The sequence below is a fragment of the Spirosoma flavum genome (assembly GCF_042686045.1).
Taxonomy (GTDB): domain Bacteria; phylum Bacteroidota; class Bacteroidia; order Cytophagales; family Spirosomataceae; genus Spirosoma; species Spirosoma flavum.
The window spans coordinates 619,566-636,870 of sequence record NZ_JBHUOM010000002.1 but is presented as its reverse complement, the minus strand read 5'-3'; the positions used below and the strand labels follow the sequence as shown (position 1 = coordinate 636,870).

The following is a 17,305-nucleotide window of genomic DNA, read 5'->3' as shown; positions in this document are numbered from 1 at the left end:
ATGAATCTGGATTGCAAACTTAGCACCACAGAACTGGAAGAGATTCTAACGCTTATCAAGGTTGTTTATGGGTATGATTTCACCAATTACGCCCAGGCTTCCTTAAAACGCCGAATAGTGCGCTGTATGAGCCTGGTTACTATTCGATCGGCCTCTGACCTCCAGTTTCAGCTCGCCAACGATTCCGAATTTTTTGCCTGGTTTTTACGGGCAATTATGGTAAACGTGACCGAAATGTTTCGCGACCCGCCATTTTATGCAAGTCTGCGCGAAAAGGTATTACCACTATTAGCCTCATACCCAAATATTAAAATATGGCACGCTGGCTGCTCCACCGGTGAGGAAGTGTATTCGATGGCTATTATGTTAAAAGAGGCTAATCTGCTGGATCGCTGCCGCATCTATGCAACCGATATAAACCCCACCAATCTAGAAAAAGCCAGGCAAGGTTTAGTACCATTACACTACATGAATGAATATGCGCTCAATTATCGTCAGGCGGGTGGCACCGGTGATTTTTCAACGTATTATTCAACTCATCACGATCACGCAATAATGCACAAGAGTTTTAGAGATTCGATACTATTTGTGCAACATAACTTAGTGACAGACCGGGTTTTTAATGAGTTTCAACTGGTATGCTGTCGCAATGTGCTGATATATTTCAACAAAGATCTGCAAAATCATGTCATCCGGCTTTTTCACGATAGTCTATCATCGTTGGGCTACTTAGCCATCGGTCCCAGAGAATCACTCTTATTTACTGACCTGCGAGCGCAGTTTGAAACAGTTAGTTCTGATGCCAAAATTTTTCGACGCACACGATGAGCTGAAGAACATCTATGTATTGATTCCCATGACTAACTCAGCGACTCGTTTACACGTTCACCACTAATTTTTACCGACACATATTTTAATTAGTTCTATTTGATGTTAACCTCTACGAAACAATCTAATCCATTTACAATACTCCTAGTCGATGATCGGGATGAAAACCTGCTTGTTCTGGAAGAACTGCTGGATAATGGTGATCGTCAGTTCATTAAAGCAACCTCCGGGAACGAAGCACTTAAATATGCCTTAAAGAATGATCAGATTGGCCTGATTATGCTGGACGTGCAGATGCCTGACATGGACGGATTTGAAGTGGCCAAGTTCTTAAAAACTAATCCAAAGACCCGCGATATTTCCATCATTTTTGTAACGGCTATCAATAAGGAAGAACAGTATGTACTGAAAGGCTTTGAAGAAGGTGCGGTTGATTATCTGTCCAAACCCCTGGACAGTAATGTAACCAAGGCTAAAGTAAATGTATTCGAGCAGTTATGGTTCTACCAGCAGGCATTGAAACGATCGGCGGTTGATCTGGCAACGATTAATAAACAGCTGGAAAAGTTCGTATATATAGTCGCCCATGATCTTAAATCGCCCCTTACCGGCTTAATCACCTTATTGCACTTATTAGAAAGTACGAACGATAGCCACCCCGTTGGCCAGAGTGAACTAGCCGACTATGTTGGTGATTTAAAAGAGGCCGGGTATCACCTCTCCACAATGATCAGTACTATATTGGAGTATTCGCGGCAAAGCATTGATCAACAAGCATCTGAAGAGGTATCTGTCTCCGAACTTCTAGCACAAACAAGCCACTTGCTGTTTCCGCCAAAACATATCCAAATTCATATTATTGAACCGATGCCGGTGCTTTACACCAAAAAAGTAAAGTTGCAGCAGGTCTTTCAAAACCTGTTGAGTAATGCCATTAAATACAATGACAAAGCTCAGGGTCAAATTGACGTTGGCTGTAATGACAAGGGGGATTTCATCGAGTTCTTTGTTCGGGATAACGGCCCTGGAATGACGAACGAACAGCAAATCCACCTCTTCCAGCTTTTCCAACCAAGCGGGCATTCGCAACGGGAAAGTAGTACTGGAGTTGGACTTAATATTCTTAAAATGCTTGTGGAAGAGCAAGGCGGAACACTTCGGGTGGTTACGGCGCCGGGGGCAGGGTGTACAGTGTTATTTGACTGGCGTAAATAACAGGTGAACTATCCGTTTTGCGCTACTTTCTCTCTGAACGTTACTTAAACAGGAATAAGATTATGATAGAAAGTGAACCGTATAGGTTAAGCAATATCTAAAACCTGATTGTGGTGACTATGAACGGGCGTGAGTTTAATAACCTGTAGTTGAGCTAAAAGAGCCCAATCCTGCTCAGAAAGGTGCTGTTTAAGATAGATCTCAATATTACCATATCTGTCCATAACGAAGTTAGGGTGTAGTCCGTAATACTGTCTCACACAACTAACAATCCGGCTAAGTCGGCGAATCTTTTGTGTCTGCACTTCAATTTGGCCGGAAGCATCTGCACTAAAACAGGCAAGGATAGTGCACCGAAAAAGTATCGTCGCCATCATTTTATATAGTTTCCAGATCATTCTTTATAGGCTTTTATTAAGGGCCAAGCATTACCCGATGAAGCTTACCAGAGCATACTAACAAGCTTTATTACTAATAAAGGGTAGGATTACCAAAGTCACCAAAAATTACTACTAGCCAAATTTAACAATTATAACTTTACCTTTTACGGTTTTAATTAATTAAATAGTACATAATATCAACTGCTTAAACTGTAGGATAAAATATAGGTCAATTATAAAGGATTAATTAATTGAGACACAAAGCGATAATATGGTAAATATAAGTTACCGTCTGTATAATGTTTTTACTTTTTTTCAGAATGAATAATAAGATCTGATAAGCCAAAGATCATTAAAGGCAAGTAATAGTCACGTTTCCATACCCAATTTGGTATATATGTGCTCGCTAACTATAATTTTATTTATATAATCAATAAATATTTCTACATAAATCACTTAGTAATCAATAAACTATCTTTATATTTACTTTTTTTCTTACAAATAAACTTATAGTTTACTATATTTGAATAGAATCCTCATTTTTTCGAAACAAATATATATTGATGGAAACCCGATATCATGTGCTTCATGTAGACGACGATGTCTACATAAGGAAAATTATCCAGCACACATTAAGCGCAGAATTTGAGCTTAGTTCCTGCACAAACGGGATAGAAGCTATGGCATGGTTGGAAAAAGGGAATGTGCCTGATATTATCCTTACGGATTTACGGATGCCGCTATTGGATGGACAGGAGCTAATTGGCCTGATTAGGAATAGCTCACTTTACCGTAACGTACCAATCATTGTGCTATCAAGTATGGAAGATAGCTCACTAAAAATCAGCTGCATAGAACAGGGAGCCGATGATTTTATTGTGAAACCGTTCAATCCTTTGGAGGTGAAAGCTAAAATTAAGGCCCTGCTACGCCGGACTACTGAGCGGCAGAATTTTCGATCAAATTTTGACTCAACGCGTTTAACTCCACTTCGTTAGTAACTCTTTCTAAAATTGTATGCTTTCGGAATCAATACCAAAAGAGAAAGATTTTCACGTCTTGTACGTCGAAAGTGACCCTCAAAGAGCATCTGAATTTAAGCAGGCTTTTTCTCAGATGATAACAATGACGACTGTTTCCAGCCGGGCGGCAGCTATCATGCGGTTACAGGGAAGTGAAGCTGTCGATTTAGTAATTATCAATGATGCCCTGGGCGGCCTCAAATTTTTAAATATCATTGATTCGACTAGAATTCATCGTGAATTCTCAACCATGTTGCTCACTGCCAATGCAGAAACCGACACAAACGTTCAGGCGGAAGGGCATCCTATTATTGACATATTCCCACTGGACTTCGACGAAACGGCTCTCCGGCAACGGTTAGCTTACCTCATTCGCCGTAAGAAATACAATGAATTAGAGGGCGAAGTGGATAACTCCCGAAGCCAACGGATTCCAATTGGAAAACGACTGTTTGATATCATCGTATCATTCAGCGTTTTATTAGCCATATCACCCTTGTTAATTGTGGTGGCGGCTTTAATCCGCCTTGACTCGAAAGGGCCTATTTTTTACAAATCCAAGCGGATTGGCATGGGTTATAAGCTGTTCTTTATGTATAAGTTTCGGACAATGAGCACCGGAGCTGATAAGCTAATAGCCGGTATGGCATCGCAGAACATGTACAAATCGGCCCTGCCCGAACAGGCTCCCGGCGAACTGTGCGAAGCGTGTCAACTAGCCAATACCCCCTGCCAGCAGCCGATGTTTCAGGACAATATGCAAGTGTGCGAAAAACAAGTTCAGCGCACTCGAAAAGCAAAGGCTATGTTCATGAAATTCAAGGAAGATCCCCGGGTAACTCGGCTCGGCAAATTTCTGCGCAATAGCAGTATCGACGAATTACCCCAGCTTATTAATATTCTTAAAGGCGACATGTCTTTTGTTGGCAATCGGCCATTACCACCTTACGAGGCCGAAAAATTAACCACAACAGCCTATGCCCGACGGTTTGCCGCACCCGCTGGCCTGACGGGTCTTTGGCAGGTCACGAAACGAGGAAAGGCTGGCGTATCAGATCAGGAACGTATTCAACTGGATGCACTCTACGCTAAAACCTATTCATTTAAAACGGATCTGATCATTTTAATCAGGACCGTCAAAGCCGTTTTTCAGAAAGAAAATGTATAAATCTGTACTGCTTGTTTCTCTGATTACCCTCGCTTCTAGTCAAGGTAAGGTAACCTGATGATTTACTAACGCTAAAGACAAGTGTATGAGAATTGGAATCGAAGCTCAGCACTTGCTGAACCCGCACAAACACGAAACAGATATTACGGCACTGGAACTCATTCAGGCACTCCAGCAAATAGACCACGTAAATACGTATTTTATATTCGTTTGCCCAGGCGAAAATAAAAAGTTTCTTACTATTCACAGTAACTTTACGCTAGTAAGCGTACCGGGGGTGAACTCTATTTATTGGGAGCAGGTGGCACTGCCCAAAGCCTTGCGTACCTATCAGTTAGATGTGTTGCATTGTACCAGTAATATAGCTCCACGACTAACGGGCGTACCATTAATTGTGACGTTGCATGATGTACTGTTCTTGAGGCAAACATCGGGCATTAATACAGCTTCAGCTTACCAACGTTTTGGAGATCAATACCGCACTATGCTGGTTGGCCGGTTAATTAACCGCAGCAGCAACGTTCTAACAGTTTCCAGATTTGCGGCTCAGCAAATTAAAGAAGCGCTAAACATCCCCAAGGCCCAAATCGATGTGCTGTATAATGGCGTTAGTAATCGGTTTAATGATCCGGTGACTCATGACCGCTTAGCCAGCGTACGGAAAGCTTATCAATTACCTGATCGTTATTTTTTCTTTTTTGGAAGTACAGACCCGCGTAAAAACAGTAAAAACGTTTTACAGGCATTCATCAAGTACGGTCGAACGAATCCAGGTATTAGCCTGATAATTAGTGGTGAACTTTCCAGCTTAATAAAGCCATTACTGACAACTGATGAGTACGCGTTTGTACAGGAACGTTGTCAGTTTATCGGTACTATTCACAATGACGATTTACCGGCCCTGTATACACTGGCGGAAGTTTTTCTATTTCCATCAATCAGTGAAGAATTTGGTTTGCCAATCTTAGAAGCTATGGCTTGTGGCACGCCCGTTATTACGAGTACCCTGACCGCTATGCCAGAAATAGCCGGTGATGCCGCATTGCTGGTCGATCCACACCAGCCCCAAAGTATCGCCGAAGCCATGCATCAACTTGTCGACAAGTCACTGCTCCGACAACTGTTGATTCGGCGCGGTAAGGAACGAGTCGCCCACTTTTCCTGGAAACATACAGCCCAGCAGTTACTTGCCACCTATAAAACACACGCGCCTGCGGCTCAGAATACCAGGGCTCACGCTTATTCAATTGTCTACTAATCATGCAACTTTTTCTCCTCCTGTGCCTAGGCATAGTTGCCTACACGTATGTAGGATACGGAATCCTGATTACACTACTGGTCAAAGTACGCAGCCTGTTCAAACCCCTTCGGCCAGTTGTGGATGATGATTCCTATACGCCGATGGTGACGTTAGTTATGGCTGCCTATAACGAAATGAGTTTCCTGCTGGCCAAGCTCAAAAATTCTCGCGAATTAGATTACCCTGCGGAAAAACTTCGGCTTTTGTTTGTTACAGAAGGCTCAACCGATGGCTCTACAGCTTATCTGGAGTCCCTACGCGCTGGCGTTGACAGCCAGATTGAGGTGTTGGGCGGGCTGGAACGGGCTGGTAAAGTGGCCGCTATGAATAGGGCCATGCAGCACGTTATGACACCGATTGTTGTTTTCAGCGATGCCAATACACAACTTAATAGCCGGGCGATCCGAAACCTTGTTCGTCATTTTCGGGATGAGTCTGTTGGCGCTGTGGCAGGCGAAAAACGAATAGAAGTCCTTGACAGTGAGTCAGCTGCTGGTTCTGGCGAAGGCTTGTACTGGAAATATGAGTCCTACTTAAAGCGGAAAGATGCTCAATTGCATACCGTTGTTGGAGCCGCCGGTGAGTTGTTTGCGCTACGCGCGCCACTCTACGAAACTGTTGAGCCCGACACGCTGCTGGACGACTTCATTATCTCACTACGAATTGCCGGTAAAGGATACCGGGTTGAGTATGAGCCAGACGCCTATGCTTTGGAGCGTCCCTCGTTTTCAATTGACGAAGAAAAGAAGCGAAAAATCAGAATTGCCGCCGGTGGATTCCAGTCCATTATGCGTTTGCTGTACTTGCTAAATATTGTTCGCTATGGCTGGCTATCGTTCCAGTACGTGTCGCATCGGGTATTACGCTGGGCCGTTACGCCCTTTTGCCTGCCGTTGATCTGGCTAACTAATCTGGCCTTGATTCTACCATTTCCGCAAACGCCGATGAGTCCTTTACAGCTTTTCTGGACAGCATTTTTCATAGGCCAATGCCTCTTTTATACTGCCGCTTATGTAGGTTATCGACTGGAACATAGACGGATTCGAGTGAAAGCGTTATTCGTGCCGTTTTATTTTACCTTCATGAACGTGTGCGCCATTCTGGGCTTTCTGCGTTACTGGCGGGGTAATACGTCGGGGGTTTGGGAAAAGGCCCGACGCGCCGATGATGTTGAATTACAACCTAATTAGTCGTTTTGCTACCAGCGTGTTGTCGGATTCTCAAACCCGCCGACACGCTGGTTCACGCTTTTACTGATTTACCTGTTTAGACCTGTGGAGAGTATGCAGAAACTGATTTTTAGCCGTCTGCATCTTATAAGTAGGTTTCAAGAAACTAGTAAGATAAAACTGTAGCTTCAGCAGTTCGGCTAGTGCAAGCTGACGGATTAATGAGACGGGCGTTGATATATAGAGTGTCAGAAGCACCAGTATGAGTTGGAGGCTCGAAGCCATAAAAAAGTAGTGATTTTGGAGTGCTCCACTAAGTAACGTGCTCACAACAAGACAACATAACAGCAACATTCTGGAGGGTAGCAAAATCTGAACTATCTTAGTAGCCCTCGTTGGCTTTTCAATTGTGACCTCAATTACGTTAACAGGTAGCTTTCGTAACGTTTCTACAGTGGCCGCTTTCAGTGAATCAGCACTAACAACAACGTCATACATCGACGATTGATAGTTTTGTAACAGTGACAACTGGGCAGATTCCAGGATAACGCAATCTTCCTTATACGTGGATATCAAAACAACGATTTGCTGGTACATGGCAGAATTGATACTGTTTGTACACTTGATTTCCCCAGTACGACCCGTAACGGCGAAGTAAAAAAGACAGGCGGTTCCGAAAGCCGTGTACCCAAGAATAATTGCTACCAATAGGTTGAGGATGATCATCGATTACAGGTCGTATCTATTAATAAGAAAGCAATTGATCAGGCGTGGAATCCGGCTGTTTCACTTCAGGTGGTTATTTGAACCTGGCTTTATCATGAAGAAAAATACAGATTGCAGGGCTGTATTAGCGGCTAACAATCAGAACGTAAACTGCCGGAGTAGAGCCAATTTAGTTTACCAACCTGGCCTGGCAGCTAGGTCATTGCATTACTTGTGCCACTATAAACAGAAAACAGTTGGTTGAAGAAGCCGCTTGCCGGCCCATTAGATCGTTCCTGGATTCATAATACGGCAACTTGCAGGACCGTGTAGGCTCATACTTCCCCCGACTCTCTCTAAAATAGTCTGCATATAATCCCGTAAATGAACAAACTGATGTATTATTTGTTTTTTATTTTTCGGAAATATATACATTTACTTAACAAATAGTATCTATTTTAAAATAAACTATATTCTACATATGACATAGGTAAATTTCTTGTTGTCTATATATCCTAAGAGTTTTGCCTTTTTCATTGCGGCTATCCAGCTATGGATAATAGTGTTTGGCTATTGGAAAAAGCATGATTGTCGGAGGAAATTCAGTTTAATGCGAAAAGAGGCTATCAATAATTTATATAAGAGTCAATTAGTATCGGCCAATCCCGTATACCTATGAGTATTGTTGAGTTAATAAATCAAAACAGTCGGGTTAAAGGCTGGATCCATTACCTACTTATTCCCAGAAACAAAGCCCGACCACGTCATTGGGTAAGCTGGGTGGTAAATCCATGGGTACACAAAAAAGGCGCAGGATCTCATGTTTGCAGTTCAGCCCGGATGGACATTTTACCTTTCCGCAAGTTTGAACTGGGGCAAATGTCTACCGTCGAAGATTATTGTGTCATCAATAACGGGGTGGGTGATGTGATCATCGGCGAGTATTCACGCATTGGCATTGGCAGCGTTATTATTGGACCAGTTACTATTGGCAATCAAGTACTTATTGCCCAACATGTTGTCATTTCCGGCCTTAATCACGGTTACCAGGCCATTGATTTACCCATTGGATTACAGCCCGTTACCGCACTTCCTATTTTGATTGACGATGAATGCTGGATTGGTGCTAACGCTGTCATTACGGCTGGTGTACAAATTGGCAAACATGCCGTTGTAGCAGCCGGAAGCATCGTTACGAAAGATGTTCCCGCCTACTCGGTCGTAGCAGGAAATCCAGCCAAAGTGATTAAATATTATGATCAGGCGTGCCAGTCCTGGATAAAAGCGGGTTCATCGTAAACTAACATTCAGGCGAAGAACACATTACCCGCCATAATACAGTTTTTATTGCCTGTCTTTTCCGGTTTACCAACGGCACAAATTCTTATCAGCGGTTTCGTTTAGAACCACACCACGGCAATAGTTCAAAGCGGCTTTGGTATGGTTCTAAACGAAACATTTTTATTTAAAAGCGGGAATACCCGTAATTTCTGCGCCCAAAATTAGCAGTTGAATATCGTGGGTTCCTTCGTATGTGCTAACCGATTCAAGATTCATCAGGTGACGCATAATTGGATACTCGCCCGATATACCCATAGCTCCCAAAATCTGGCGGGCTTCACGGGCAACCCGAAGAGCCATGTCAACGTTGTTGCGCTTAGCCATAGAAATCTGCGCCGTTGTGGCTCTATCTTCGTTTTTAAGCATCCCGAGCCGCCAGCAGATTAATTGGCCCTGTGTAATGTCGGTTAGCATCTCAGCCAGTTTTTTCTGTACCAACTGAAAACTGGCAATCGGCTTGCCAAATTGAATGCGTTCCAGCGAATAGCGCCGGGCGATTTCGTAGCATTCCATAGCGGCTCCCAACACGCCCCAACTAATGCCATATCGAGCCTGTTCTAAACATTTCAGGGCACTTTTCAGGCCAAAGGCTTCGGGCAGAAGGTTTTCTTTCGGCACTTGCACGTCCTGAAATATCAGTTCGCCGGTGCTGCTGGCCCGTAGAGACCATTTGTTTTTTATTTCGGCAGTCGAGAAACCTTCCATTCCTCGTTCTACAATCAGCCCCCGAACTTTACCCTGATCATTTCGGGCCCACACAATGGCAATGTCGGCAATGTCAGCGTTGGTAATCCATAGTTTCGAGCCATTAAGCAAATAATAATCACTACGCTCAATAAAATTGGTTTCCATACCGCCGGGATCAGAGCCGTGATTGGCTTCAGTGAGGCCAAAGCATCCAAGCAATTCGCCCTTGGCCAGCCGGGGCAAATATTTTTGTCGTTGGACTTCTGACCCAAAAGCCCATATTGGGTACATTACTAATGAGTTTTGCACCGACACACACGAGCGCAACCCTGAATCGCCCCGTTCAATTTCCTGCGTCATCAGGCCGTAGGAAATCTGGTCAAGTCCTCCTCCACCATATTCAGCCGGAATAGTGGCACCAAATACCCCTATCTGACTGAATTTAGACACGAGATGCCGAGGAAATTCAGCACGCTGGGCATACTCTTCGGCAATGGGGGTAATCTCGCGTTTAACAAAATTTCGCACAGCTGACCGGACCAATTTATGTTCGGCCGTTAGTAAGTCATCGAGACAGTAGAAATCGGGCGACTCGAACGAGTCAACCTTATTCCGGGGCGGAGTTAAGGAAGGAGCTTGCATAGGGGATTAACTCGAAAAGTTAGGGCTTGTTACTAATGTACTGTTTTTTTGTCAATATGCCTAAGTAAGTAATTCCTTGACTTAATTGACTGTAAGCCCATACCTGTACAGAAAATTGATAATCAGGAAAGGCAACTTTACATAGTTAAAAAATCGATCCTACAGGCTTTTCCATACATGGCTAATTTACTTACCGATAGCCTGAAAACCGTACCCATATGACGGATCGCTACGATGCCATTGTTATCGGCTCAGGCATTAGTGGCGGCTGGGCGGCAAAGGAACTCACCGAACATGGGCTACACACCTTATTGCTGGAACGGGGTCGGCAAGTGAGCCACGTTACCGACTACCCCACCGCCAACCTAAACCCCTGGGAATTAGAACACCGGGGACAAGTTCCGCTTCACATACAGCAGGAATATTCCATCGCTAGCCGGAATTACGCCTTCCACGAAGATACGCGGCACTTTTTTGCTAAAGACAGTGACCAGCCATACGTGCAGGAAAAGCCGTTTGATTGGATGCATGGTTATCAGGTGGGTGGCCGCTCGCTGACCTGGGGAAGACAAACGCAACGTTGGAGTGATTTTGATTTTCAAGGCCCGGCTCGCGATGGATTTGCCGTCGATTGGCCTATCCGCTACGCCGACATTTCCCCCTGGTACAGCCACGTGGAGAAATTCGCAGGTATCACCGGCAACAAAGACGGACTGGCAACCTTACCAGATGGCGAATTTCTACCGCCACACGAAATGTCGTGTGTTGAAACGTATTTCAAGAAACAGGTAGCCGCACACTATTCCGACCGGCACGTTATTATTGGGCGAGCGGCTCACCTGACAGAGCCCAAACCTATTCATTTTCAACAGGGCCGGGCGCGGTGCCAGCATCGAACCCTGTGCGAGCGAGGCTGTCCATACGGTGGTTATTTCAGTAGCAATGCCTCCACTATTCCCTGGGCAATGCGTACGGGAAAGCTCACCCTACAACCCGATTCTGTCGTGCACTCCATTATCTACGACGAAACGCGTAATAAGGCAACGGGTGTACGAGTAATTAATACTCATACTCAGCAGCTGACGGACTATTTTGCCCGTATCATCTTCGTGAATGCGTCGGCGCTTCATACTAACCTGATTTTACTAAATTCAATCTCCAGCCGGTTTCCGAACGGGTTGGGAAACGATAGCGGATTACTCGGCAAATATATGGCCTTTCATAGCTACCGGGGCCGTATTTCGGCTTCTTATGAAGGTTTTGACGCCTTCACAACAGACGGTCGCCGACCAAACAGCAGCTATATTCCCCGGTTTCGAAACGTGTTTAAGCAGGAAACCGATTTTCTGCGTGGATATGCGTCTTCATTTTACGCGTCGAGAGCGACCGTTCAAAATCAGGCAGATATCGGTTCGTCGCTGAAACAGAGTCTGTTAAACACTACCTTGGGCGATTGGCAGGTGGGTTCGGCGATGATGGCCGAAACTATTCCCAAAGTCAGTAGTACGGTACAACTCGACCCGGTGCTGAAAGATAATTGGGGCATTCCGCAACTGCAGGTATCGGTGGGATACGATGAGAACGACGAGAAAATTCTCCGGGATTTCTTCGAGCAGTTTACAGAAATGTTCACGCAGGCCGGTTTCAAAAATATTCGCACACAAGACACCGGGCGATTGCCCGGCAGTGAAAATCATGAAATGGGCGGTGTTCGTATGGGACTTAATCCTAAAACGTCGCTACTAAACCGCTGGAACCAGCTTCATCATTGCAAAAACGTATTTGTGACCGATGGAGCCTGCATGACCTCGACTAGTACGCAAAATCCCTCTCTAACTTACATGGCGCTCACGGCAAGAGCCGCCAATTATGCCGTAAAGCAATTGAAAGCGTTGGCGTTGTAATTGATTGGAACATGGGTCATCTGTCTGTTCAACCCGTGTTCCACTATTTCGTTACCGCCTACTTGTGGCCGATTTCGAGGCAGTCTTTGCCTGGTTTAATAACCAGGTTGCCAGTTCTTTAGCTGCCCGAAAGTTTTCGAATTTGGCCGGTATTCGGCGACCATCTACATACTCATTATAAAGCCAGGGATCGCCAACGGCAAAGACCGTTCCCTTGCCAACGTTGGCAACGCCTATAATCACATCGCCCCCATCGGTTACGGCAGCTTTAGCCGGGGCTTTTATATCGATTGGCGCCAGCTCTTTAATATAAACCGTTCTCGTTTTAGGAAAGATAGGATTACCAGCCGGTAGGCTAATTGTACCCTGATTCCACTGCGTTCCCTGAACCATATTGCGATTTTTGGGAAGGAACTGCATCCCAAACCGAGCGGCAAGCCGGTTGAAATGAATATGCTCACAATTAGATGTATCGTTGGCCATCAGCACCAGCGTACCCCCCGCCTGCACCCAACTGGCGATTGCATTAATGTCGGCATCGTTAATATAATTTGGTTTAGCTGTTTCCTTTGGGGTGTCGGGGTCAACGATAATGTATACATCCACGCCTTTCAGTGAAGCGGCTGTTGGCGCACCCAAAACCGTAGCGGTTTTAGCCCCCAGATTTTGAAAGATGCTGCCCCACCAGAAAAAACCGGAATGCATACGGTCGTCCCAGGTATAGTGAAACGGCTCCTGTTCACCCGAAATACCTTTACGGAACTCGTGATTAAAGTAGTTATCGACGGCTACTGTTTTCCCTTTCCCAACGTTGCTTTCAGCCGGATCACCGGGCCGTGCTATCTCCATTTCGACGCTGGCCATAATAAACGGACCAACACCTTTCAAATCATCCTGACGCAGCGGTTCACTCAGATAATATTCATAACTACCATCACGGTAAGGTGTGCCGCCCAAACCACCTACAAGAACTGTCTTCTCCAAGTGAATCAAGCCTTTAGCATCCGTAGAAATGAAATTTTTCAACATGCCATCATACCCTTTTCGGGCAGAAGCCAGCAACGACATGGGCAGGTAACCCAGCCGCACACCCTTGGCAATTGAGTAAATAAACATGCCCGTACCCGATGCTTCGAGGTAGTTTCCTTTGTCGCCTAGCCGGTTTGTTACCTGATACCAGCAGCCTGACTTCGGGTCCTGATACTTCACAATAGCAGGAATAGTGCGCTGTAAAATCGTGATTAATTCGTTCCGGCGCGGGTGCGACCGTGGAATATAGTCCAACACATCGACAAGGGCCATTACGTACCAACCCATTGCCCGGCTCCAGAAATTTGGCGATTTACCCGTTTCTTTATTCGCCCATTTTTGCTCCCGGCTCTCGTCCCATCCATGATAAAGCAAGCCCGTTTTCGCATCACGGGCGTGATTTTCCATCCATACAAACTGGTTGACAATATCATCGAAATCTTTAGTCTCCGTTCCAGAGGACCGTCCGTATAATTTGGTATACTCGGCATAGAACGGTTCAGCCATGTACAATCCGTCGAGCCACATCTGATATGGATACCGTTTTTTATGCCAGAAACCACCTTCTTTTGTGCGGGGCTGTTGCGTTATCTGCTTGCGAAGCAGGTCAGCGGCCTTGCGGTATTTTTCGTTGCCGGGTAATGATTGTTGGGCAAGCATCAACAACGACCGACCGGGTGTAACAAAATCAATGTTGTAATCATCCATTTTGTATGTTCGGATGTCGCCATTAGCGGTTACATACCGATCCATGTTTTTCTGGATATATTGGAAATATCGATCATCGGCGGTCCGATACCATACCTGTTCAACAGCTTGTAAGATAACCCCCATTTCATACTCCCAATGGGCATCTTTACCTTCTTTTACGTAAGCAATCGAATCAGCATTGTTGGTCATGATCGTTGCAACCATGCGCTGCGACCAGGGCGTATCGCGGTCGGGCTGATTGGCAGTTGACTGCGCCGATATAAAGTGGCTGAAGACCAACAGATAACCGAAAAGACTAAATTTCATCGTCGTTTTCTTCTTGTTTAGTAATGTAGATAGCACATTTAGGCCAAATTCTACTTTAATCTCAGACAAGAGAAGTGCTCAGACGAAACTACACTTTGCCGTTGATTTGGCAAATACTACCGAAATCGCCTAAAAAGAACCCAAACCGTTGTCTTCCTGTTATTCAATTCGCGCTGTCATTGCTAGCTCTAGCTAGTAAGACAGTAAGTTGTTATCTGCCGAGTAGCCGTAACGACGGACCGAACCGGCCTTTTTGACGATGATTCACCAGCTTTCACTTACGCTCCCACCCGAACTCGCCCTGGACGAAATAGCTTTCCGGGACCAGGCATTAAGCCACCTTTCATTGCCCGACACCGACGATGTGGTGGTGCGTAAACGCCGACAATCGATTGATGCGCGCAACCGAAACGTTCGAGTGATGGTTGACGCTGAAGTTTTTTCCGGTGAAATCCCTCCCCCACTCATCCAGTACCGAAAGCCACAAACTGATGTTAGTCAGTCACCACAGGCAATTGTCGTGGGTGCCGGACCAGCGGGGTTGTTTGCGGCTCTTCGGCTGATTGAGTTAGGCATAAAGCCCATCGTGCTGGAGCGTGGCAGTAATGTTCGTACCCGCCGACGCGATTTAGCGGCCATTAATAAAGACCATATTGTCAACCCTGAATCGAACTATTGCTTCGGTGAGGGCGGAGCAGGAACCTACTCCGACGGTAAGCTCTATACGCGCTCCACAAAGCGGGGTGACGTTCGGCGTATTTTAGAAATTTTTGTTGCACACGGAGCAACTGAGCAGATTCTGGTAGAGGCTCACCCCCACATCGGCACCAACAAACTTCCAAACGTAGTAACCGACCTCCGCGAGACAATCCTGAATGCCGGGGGCGAGGTTCGGTTCGATACCAAAGTGACAGACCTGATTCTGACCGGAGCTACATCTGGCCCGAATGAGTTAAAAGGCGTTGTGTTGGCCAACGGCGAAGAGTTGACTGGCATTGGCGTTATCCTGGCAACGGGCCACTCGGCACGCGACATATTCTATCTGCTTCACAAGCGCCATGTTCGTATCGAAGCCAAGCCTTTTGCTATGGGCGTTCGCATTGAGCATCAGCAGAGTTTGATTGATCAATTTCAGTACCATCTGCCCAGTTCCTCCAATGTGGGCCGCTCTACTCTGGGCCGGGGCGATTATCTACCCGCGGCCTCGTATAGTTTAGTGTCGCAAACACGTTTTAAGGGGGTAGACCGGGGCGTTTTTTCATTTTGTATGTGTCCGGGAGGTTTTATTGTCCCGGCGGCAACCGCTCCGGGCGAATTAGTAGTTAACGGTATGTCGCCATCACGTCGGGATTCGCAATTCGCAAACTCGGGTTTGGTTGTGGCTATCGCTGACGATGATCTGCGGCCTTATGCCGATGAGGGACCGCTGGCAGGGCTGGCTCTCCAACAGGACCTCGAACGTTGGGCTTGCAAAATGGGTGATGGCCGACAAACAGCTCCGGCGCAACGCATCGCCGACTTCGTGGATGGGCGTATCTCAGCTGAGCTACTACCAACATCCTACCAGCCTGGACTGGCCTCAGTCGATATGGCCGATGTATTGCCCGATTATATTACGCAACCATTGCGGCAGGGTTTGCGCGATTTTGGTAAAAAGATGCGCGGTTATCTGAGCAACGACGGGCAAGTGATTGGCGTTGAAAGTCGCACATCGTCACCCGTGCGTATTCCTCGACACCGCGAAACATGTGAGCACGTTGAGGTTCGGCGATTGTTTCCCTGTGGCGAAGGCGCGGGCTATGCCGGTGGCATCGTTTCGGCAGCAATGGATGGCGAACGATGTGCAGAAGAATTAGTGAAACTATATAGTCATTGACCGTCATTCGTTATCATTACCAGTTAATGTCAACGAATGACTATCAATGCCAACGAATGATATAAATGATTGACACCAGCTTCCATACCTTCACTGAACATCTCCGTCAACGGTTGCAGAAGCCGCTACCGGGCGAAACTGCCCATCAAAAAATGGCATCGGCTTCCCGCTACCGACTCGGCATTAAACCAAATGAGCGAACACGCCGAAGTGCGGTGTTGATCTGTTTTTATCCCTATCAGCACTCAATTTATTTACCCCTGATTCTCAGACCCCAGTATGACGGTGTTCATGCCGGGCAGATGGCGTTTCCGGGCGGACGAATTGAGCGAATCGATGAAAACCTGACCCGCACGGCTCTTCGTGAAGCTCAGGAGGAAGTTGGCATCCGGGTATCTGATGTAAAAGTGCTGGGATTACTAACGGAGCTCTTTATTCCACCAAGCAATTTCTACGTGCAGCCCGTTGTTGGTGTGCTGCCTTACCGACCGGACTTTTACCCCGACCCACGCGAGGTCGAAGCGGTTGTCGAAGTAAGTCTGGATACGTTGTTAGATGAAACCATCGTTGGCGACAGTCAGATTGAGGTCCGCGGAACAATGATTGATGCGCCGTTTTATCAGATTCAGGGCTACCGTGTTTGGGGCGCTACAGCCATGATGATTAGCGAGTTACTTATGGTCATGGATTCGTAAATCCCCGACCCTGAATCAGTGTCTCGGGTCCGGAACTTTTCATTGCATTTACGGGGTGCATTTTTCTTTTCGTAGTCGGCTATAAGTACTTCCTGAAAGTGTCTTTTATCTACGTCCGTCAGCATACCATCATCTACGGAAGCTATTCAGTTCATTACCATCGCATGAGCTTGCTAAACCGATAAAAGTCAACTAAAAGTATCGTCAAAGAAATGAGCATTTTTACGGATACGAAGCTGAATACATTCTTCATATCAACGCAAATAATTCTCGCAAAATCCCTTCATATTCAGCTATCTGCCGATTGATATAGTCGCCAACCTTGAT

Annotated in this window: 14 protein-coding genes; 10 read left to right on the top strand and 4 right to left on the bottom strand. The window is 45.9% G+C overall.

What is annotated here, in order from left to right; all coding sequences use genetic code 11:
- Window positions 1-828, top strand: a complete 828-nt coding sequence (locus ACFS25_RS08120) for a CheR family methyltransferase (protein ID WP_381498451.1) — start codon at window positions 1-3, stop codon at window positions 826-828.
- Window positions 829-930: 102 nt separating this feature from the next.
- Window positions 931-2,043 (top strand): hybrid sensor histidine kinase/response regulator, encoded by a 1,113-nt coding sequence (locus ACFS25_RS08115; protein ID WP_381498448.1) that lies wholly within the window; start codon window positions 931-933, stop codon window positions 2,041-2,043.
- 86 nt (window positions 2,044-2,129) lie between these two features.
- On the opposite strand, the gene ACFS25_RS08110 is transcribed toward ACFS25_RS08115, so the two are convergent.
- Window positions 2,130-2,441, bottom strand: a complete 312-nt coding sequence (locus tag ACFS25_RS08110) for a hypothetical protein (RefSeq protein ID WP_381498445.1) — start codon at window positions 2,439-2,441, stop codon at window positions 2,130-2,132.
- 545 nt (window positions 2,442-2,986) lie between these two features.
- Here ACFS25_RS08110 and ACFS25_RS08105 point away from each other — a divergent pair.
- The 4 genes from ACFS25_RS08105 to ACFS25_RS08090 all read left to right on the top strand — a co-directional run bounded on the left by ACFS25_RS08105 (window position 2,987) and on the right by ACFS25_RS08090 (window position 7,103).
- Window positions 2,987-3,421 (top strand): response regulator, encoded by a 435-nt coding sequence (locus tag ACFS25_RS08105; RefSeq protein ID WP_381498442.1) that lies wholly within the window; start codon window positions 2,987-2,989, stop codon window positions 3,419-3,421.
- 127 nt (window positions 3,422-3,548) lie between these two features.
- Window positions 3,549-4,613 carry a sugar transferase gene (locus ACFS25_RS08100; protein WP_381498439.1) on the top strand — a complete coding sequence of 355 codons (1,065 nt, stop codon included), beginning with the start codon at window positions 3,549-3,551 and terminating at the stop codon, window positions 4,611-4,613.
- A gap of 85 nt (window positions 4,614-4,698) precedes the next feature.
- Complete coding sequence (locus ACFS25_RS08095; protein ID WP_381498436.1) at window positions 4,699-5,871, top strand: glycosyltransferase family 4 protein; 1,173 nt, start codon at window positions 4,699-4,701, stop codon at window positions 5,869-5,871.
- Between the two features lie 2 nt (window positions 5,872-5,873).
- Window positions 5,874-7,103 carry a glycosyltransferase family 2 protein gene (locus ACFS25_RS08090; protein WP_381498434.1) on the top strand — a complete coding sequence of 410 codons (1,230 nt, stop codon included), beginning with the start codon at window positions 5,874-5,876 and terminating at the stop codon, window positions 7,101-7,103.
- 60 nt (window positions 7,104-7,163) lie between these two features.
- Here the strand turns inward: ACFS25_RS08090 and ACFS25_RS08085 are convergent, their stop codons facing one another.
- Complete coding sequence (locus ACFS25_RS08085) at window positions 7,164-7,808, bottom strand: hypothetical protein (RefSeq protein WP_381498430.1); 645 nt, start codon at window positions 7,806-7,808, stop codon at window positions 7,164-7,166.
- Between the two features lie 654 nt (window positions 7,809-8,462).
- On the opposite strand from ACFS25_RS08085, the gene ACFS25_RS08080 reads away from it, so the two are divergent.
- Window positions 8,463-9,086, top strand: a complete 624-nt coding sequence (locus ACFS25_RS08080) for an acyltransferase (RefSeq protein WP_381498427.1) — start codon at window positions 8,463-8,465, stop codon at window positions 9,084-9,086.
- 162 nt (window positions 9,087-9,248) lie between these two features.
- Here the strand turns inward: ACFS25_RS08080 and ACFS25_RS08075 are convergent, their stop codons facing one another.
- A complete protein-coding gene (locus ACFS25_RS08075) occupies window positions 9,249-10,457 on the bottom strand; it encodes an acyl-CoA dehydrogenase family protein (protein ID WP_381498424.1) in 1,209 nt (402 codons plus the stop codon).
- Window positions 10,458-10,675: 218 nt separating this feature from the next.
- Between ACFS25_RS08075 and ACFS25_RS08070 the strand changes: the two genes are divergently transcribed.
- Window positions 10,676-12,361: a GMC oxidoreductase gene (locus ACFS25_RS08070; RefSeq protein ID WP_381498421.1), complete on the top strand. Its 1,686-nt coding sequence runs from the start codon at window positions 10,676-10,678 to the stop codon at window positions 12,359-12,361.
- Between the two features lie 51 nt (window positions 12,362-12,412).
- Here ACFS25_RS08070 and ACFS25_RS08065 read toward each other — a convergent pair whose 3' ends face one another.
- Window positions 12,413-14,407, bottom strand: a complete 1,995-nt coding sequence (locus tag ACFS25_RS08065) for a glycoside hydrolase family 88 protein (RefSeq protein WP_381498418.1) — start codon at window positions 14,405-14,407, stop codon at window positions 12,413-12,415.
- A gap of 259 nt (window positions 14,408-14,666) precedes the next feature.
- Between ACFS25_RS08065 and ACFS25_RS08060 the strand changes: the two genes are divergently transcribed.
- Both ACFS25_RS08060 and ACFS25_RS08055 read left to right on the top strand, forming a co-directional pair.
- On the top strand, window positions 14,667-16,283 hold the full coding sequence (locus tag ACFS25_RS08060) for an NAD(P)/FAD-dependent oxidoreductase (protein WP_381498415.1): 1,617 nt from the start codon (window positions 14,667-14,669) through the stop codon (window positions 16,281-16,283).
- Between the two features lie 65 nt (window positions 16,284-16,348).
- Complete coding sequence (locus ACFS25_RS08055; RefSeq protein WP_381498414.1) at window positions 16,349-16,978, top strand: NUDIX hydrolase; 630 nt, start codon at window positions 16,349-16,351, stop codon at window positions 16,976-16,978.
- Window positions 16,979-17,305: the final 327 nt, after the last annotated feature.

Bases quoted from the DNA above. Each gene is read 5' to 3' on its own strand.
- ACFS25_RS08090 (WP_381498434.1), top strand. From the start codon at position 5,874: ATGCAACTTTTTCTCCTCCTGTGCCTAGGCATAGTTGCCTACACGTAT.
- ACFS25_RS08105 (WP_381498442.1), top strand. From the start codon at position 2,987: ATGGAAACCCGATATCATGTGCTTCATGTAGACGACGATGTCTACATA.
- ACFS25_RS08070 (WP_381498421.1), top strand. From the start codon at position 10,676: ATGACGGATCGCTACGATGCCATTGTTATCGGCTCAGGCATTAGTGGC.
- ACFS25_RS08060 (WP_381498415.1), top strand. From the start codon at position 14,667: ATGATTCACCAGCTTTCACTTACGCTCCCACCCGAACTCGCCCTGGAC.
- ACFS25_RS08100 (WP_381498439.1), top strand. From the start codon at position 3,549: ATGACGACTGTTTCCAGCCGGGCGGCAGCTATCATGCGGTTACAGGGA.
- ACFS25_RS08085 (WP_381498430.1), bottom strand. From the start codon at position 7,808: ATGATCATCCTCAACCTATTGGTAGCAATTATTCTTGGGTACACGGCT.
- ACFS25_RS08080 (WP_381498427.1), top strand. From the start codon at position 8,463: ATGAGTATTGTTGAGTTAATAAATCAAAACAGTCGGGTTAAAGGCTGG.
- ACFS25_RS08095 (WP_381498436.1), top strand. From the start codon at position 4,699: ATGAGAATTGGAATCGAAGCTCAGCACTTGCTGAACCCGCACAAACAC.
- ACFS25_RS08065 (WP_381498418.1), bottom strand. From the start codon at position 14,407: ATGAAATTTAGTCTTTTCGGTTATCTGTTGGTCTTCAGCCACTTTATA.
- ACFS25_RS08075 (WP_381498424.1), bottom strand. From the start codon at position 10,457: ATGCAAGCTCCTTCCTTAACTCCGCCCCGGAATAAGGTTGACTCGTTC.
- ACFS25_RS08110 (WP_381498445.1), bottom strand. From the start codon at position 2,441: ATGATCTGGAAACTATATAAAATGATGGCGACGATACTTTTTCGGTGC.
- ACFS25_RS08120 (WP_381498451.1), top strand. From the start codon at position 1: ATGAATCTGGATTGCAAACTTAGCACCACAGAACTGGAAGAGATTCTA.
- ACFS25_RS08115 (WP_381498448.1), top strand. From the start codon at position 931: ATGTTAACCTCTACGAAACAATCTAATCCATTTACAATACTCCTAGTC.
- ACFS25_RS08055 (WP_381498414.1), top strand. From the start codon at position 16,349: ATGATTGACACCAGCTTCCATACCTTCACTGAACATCTCCGTCAACGG.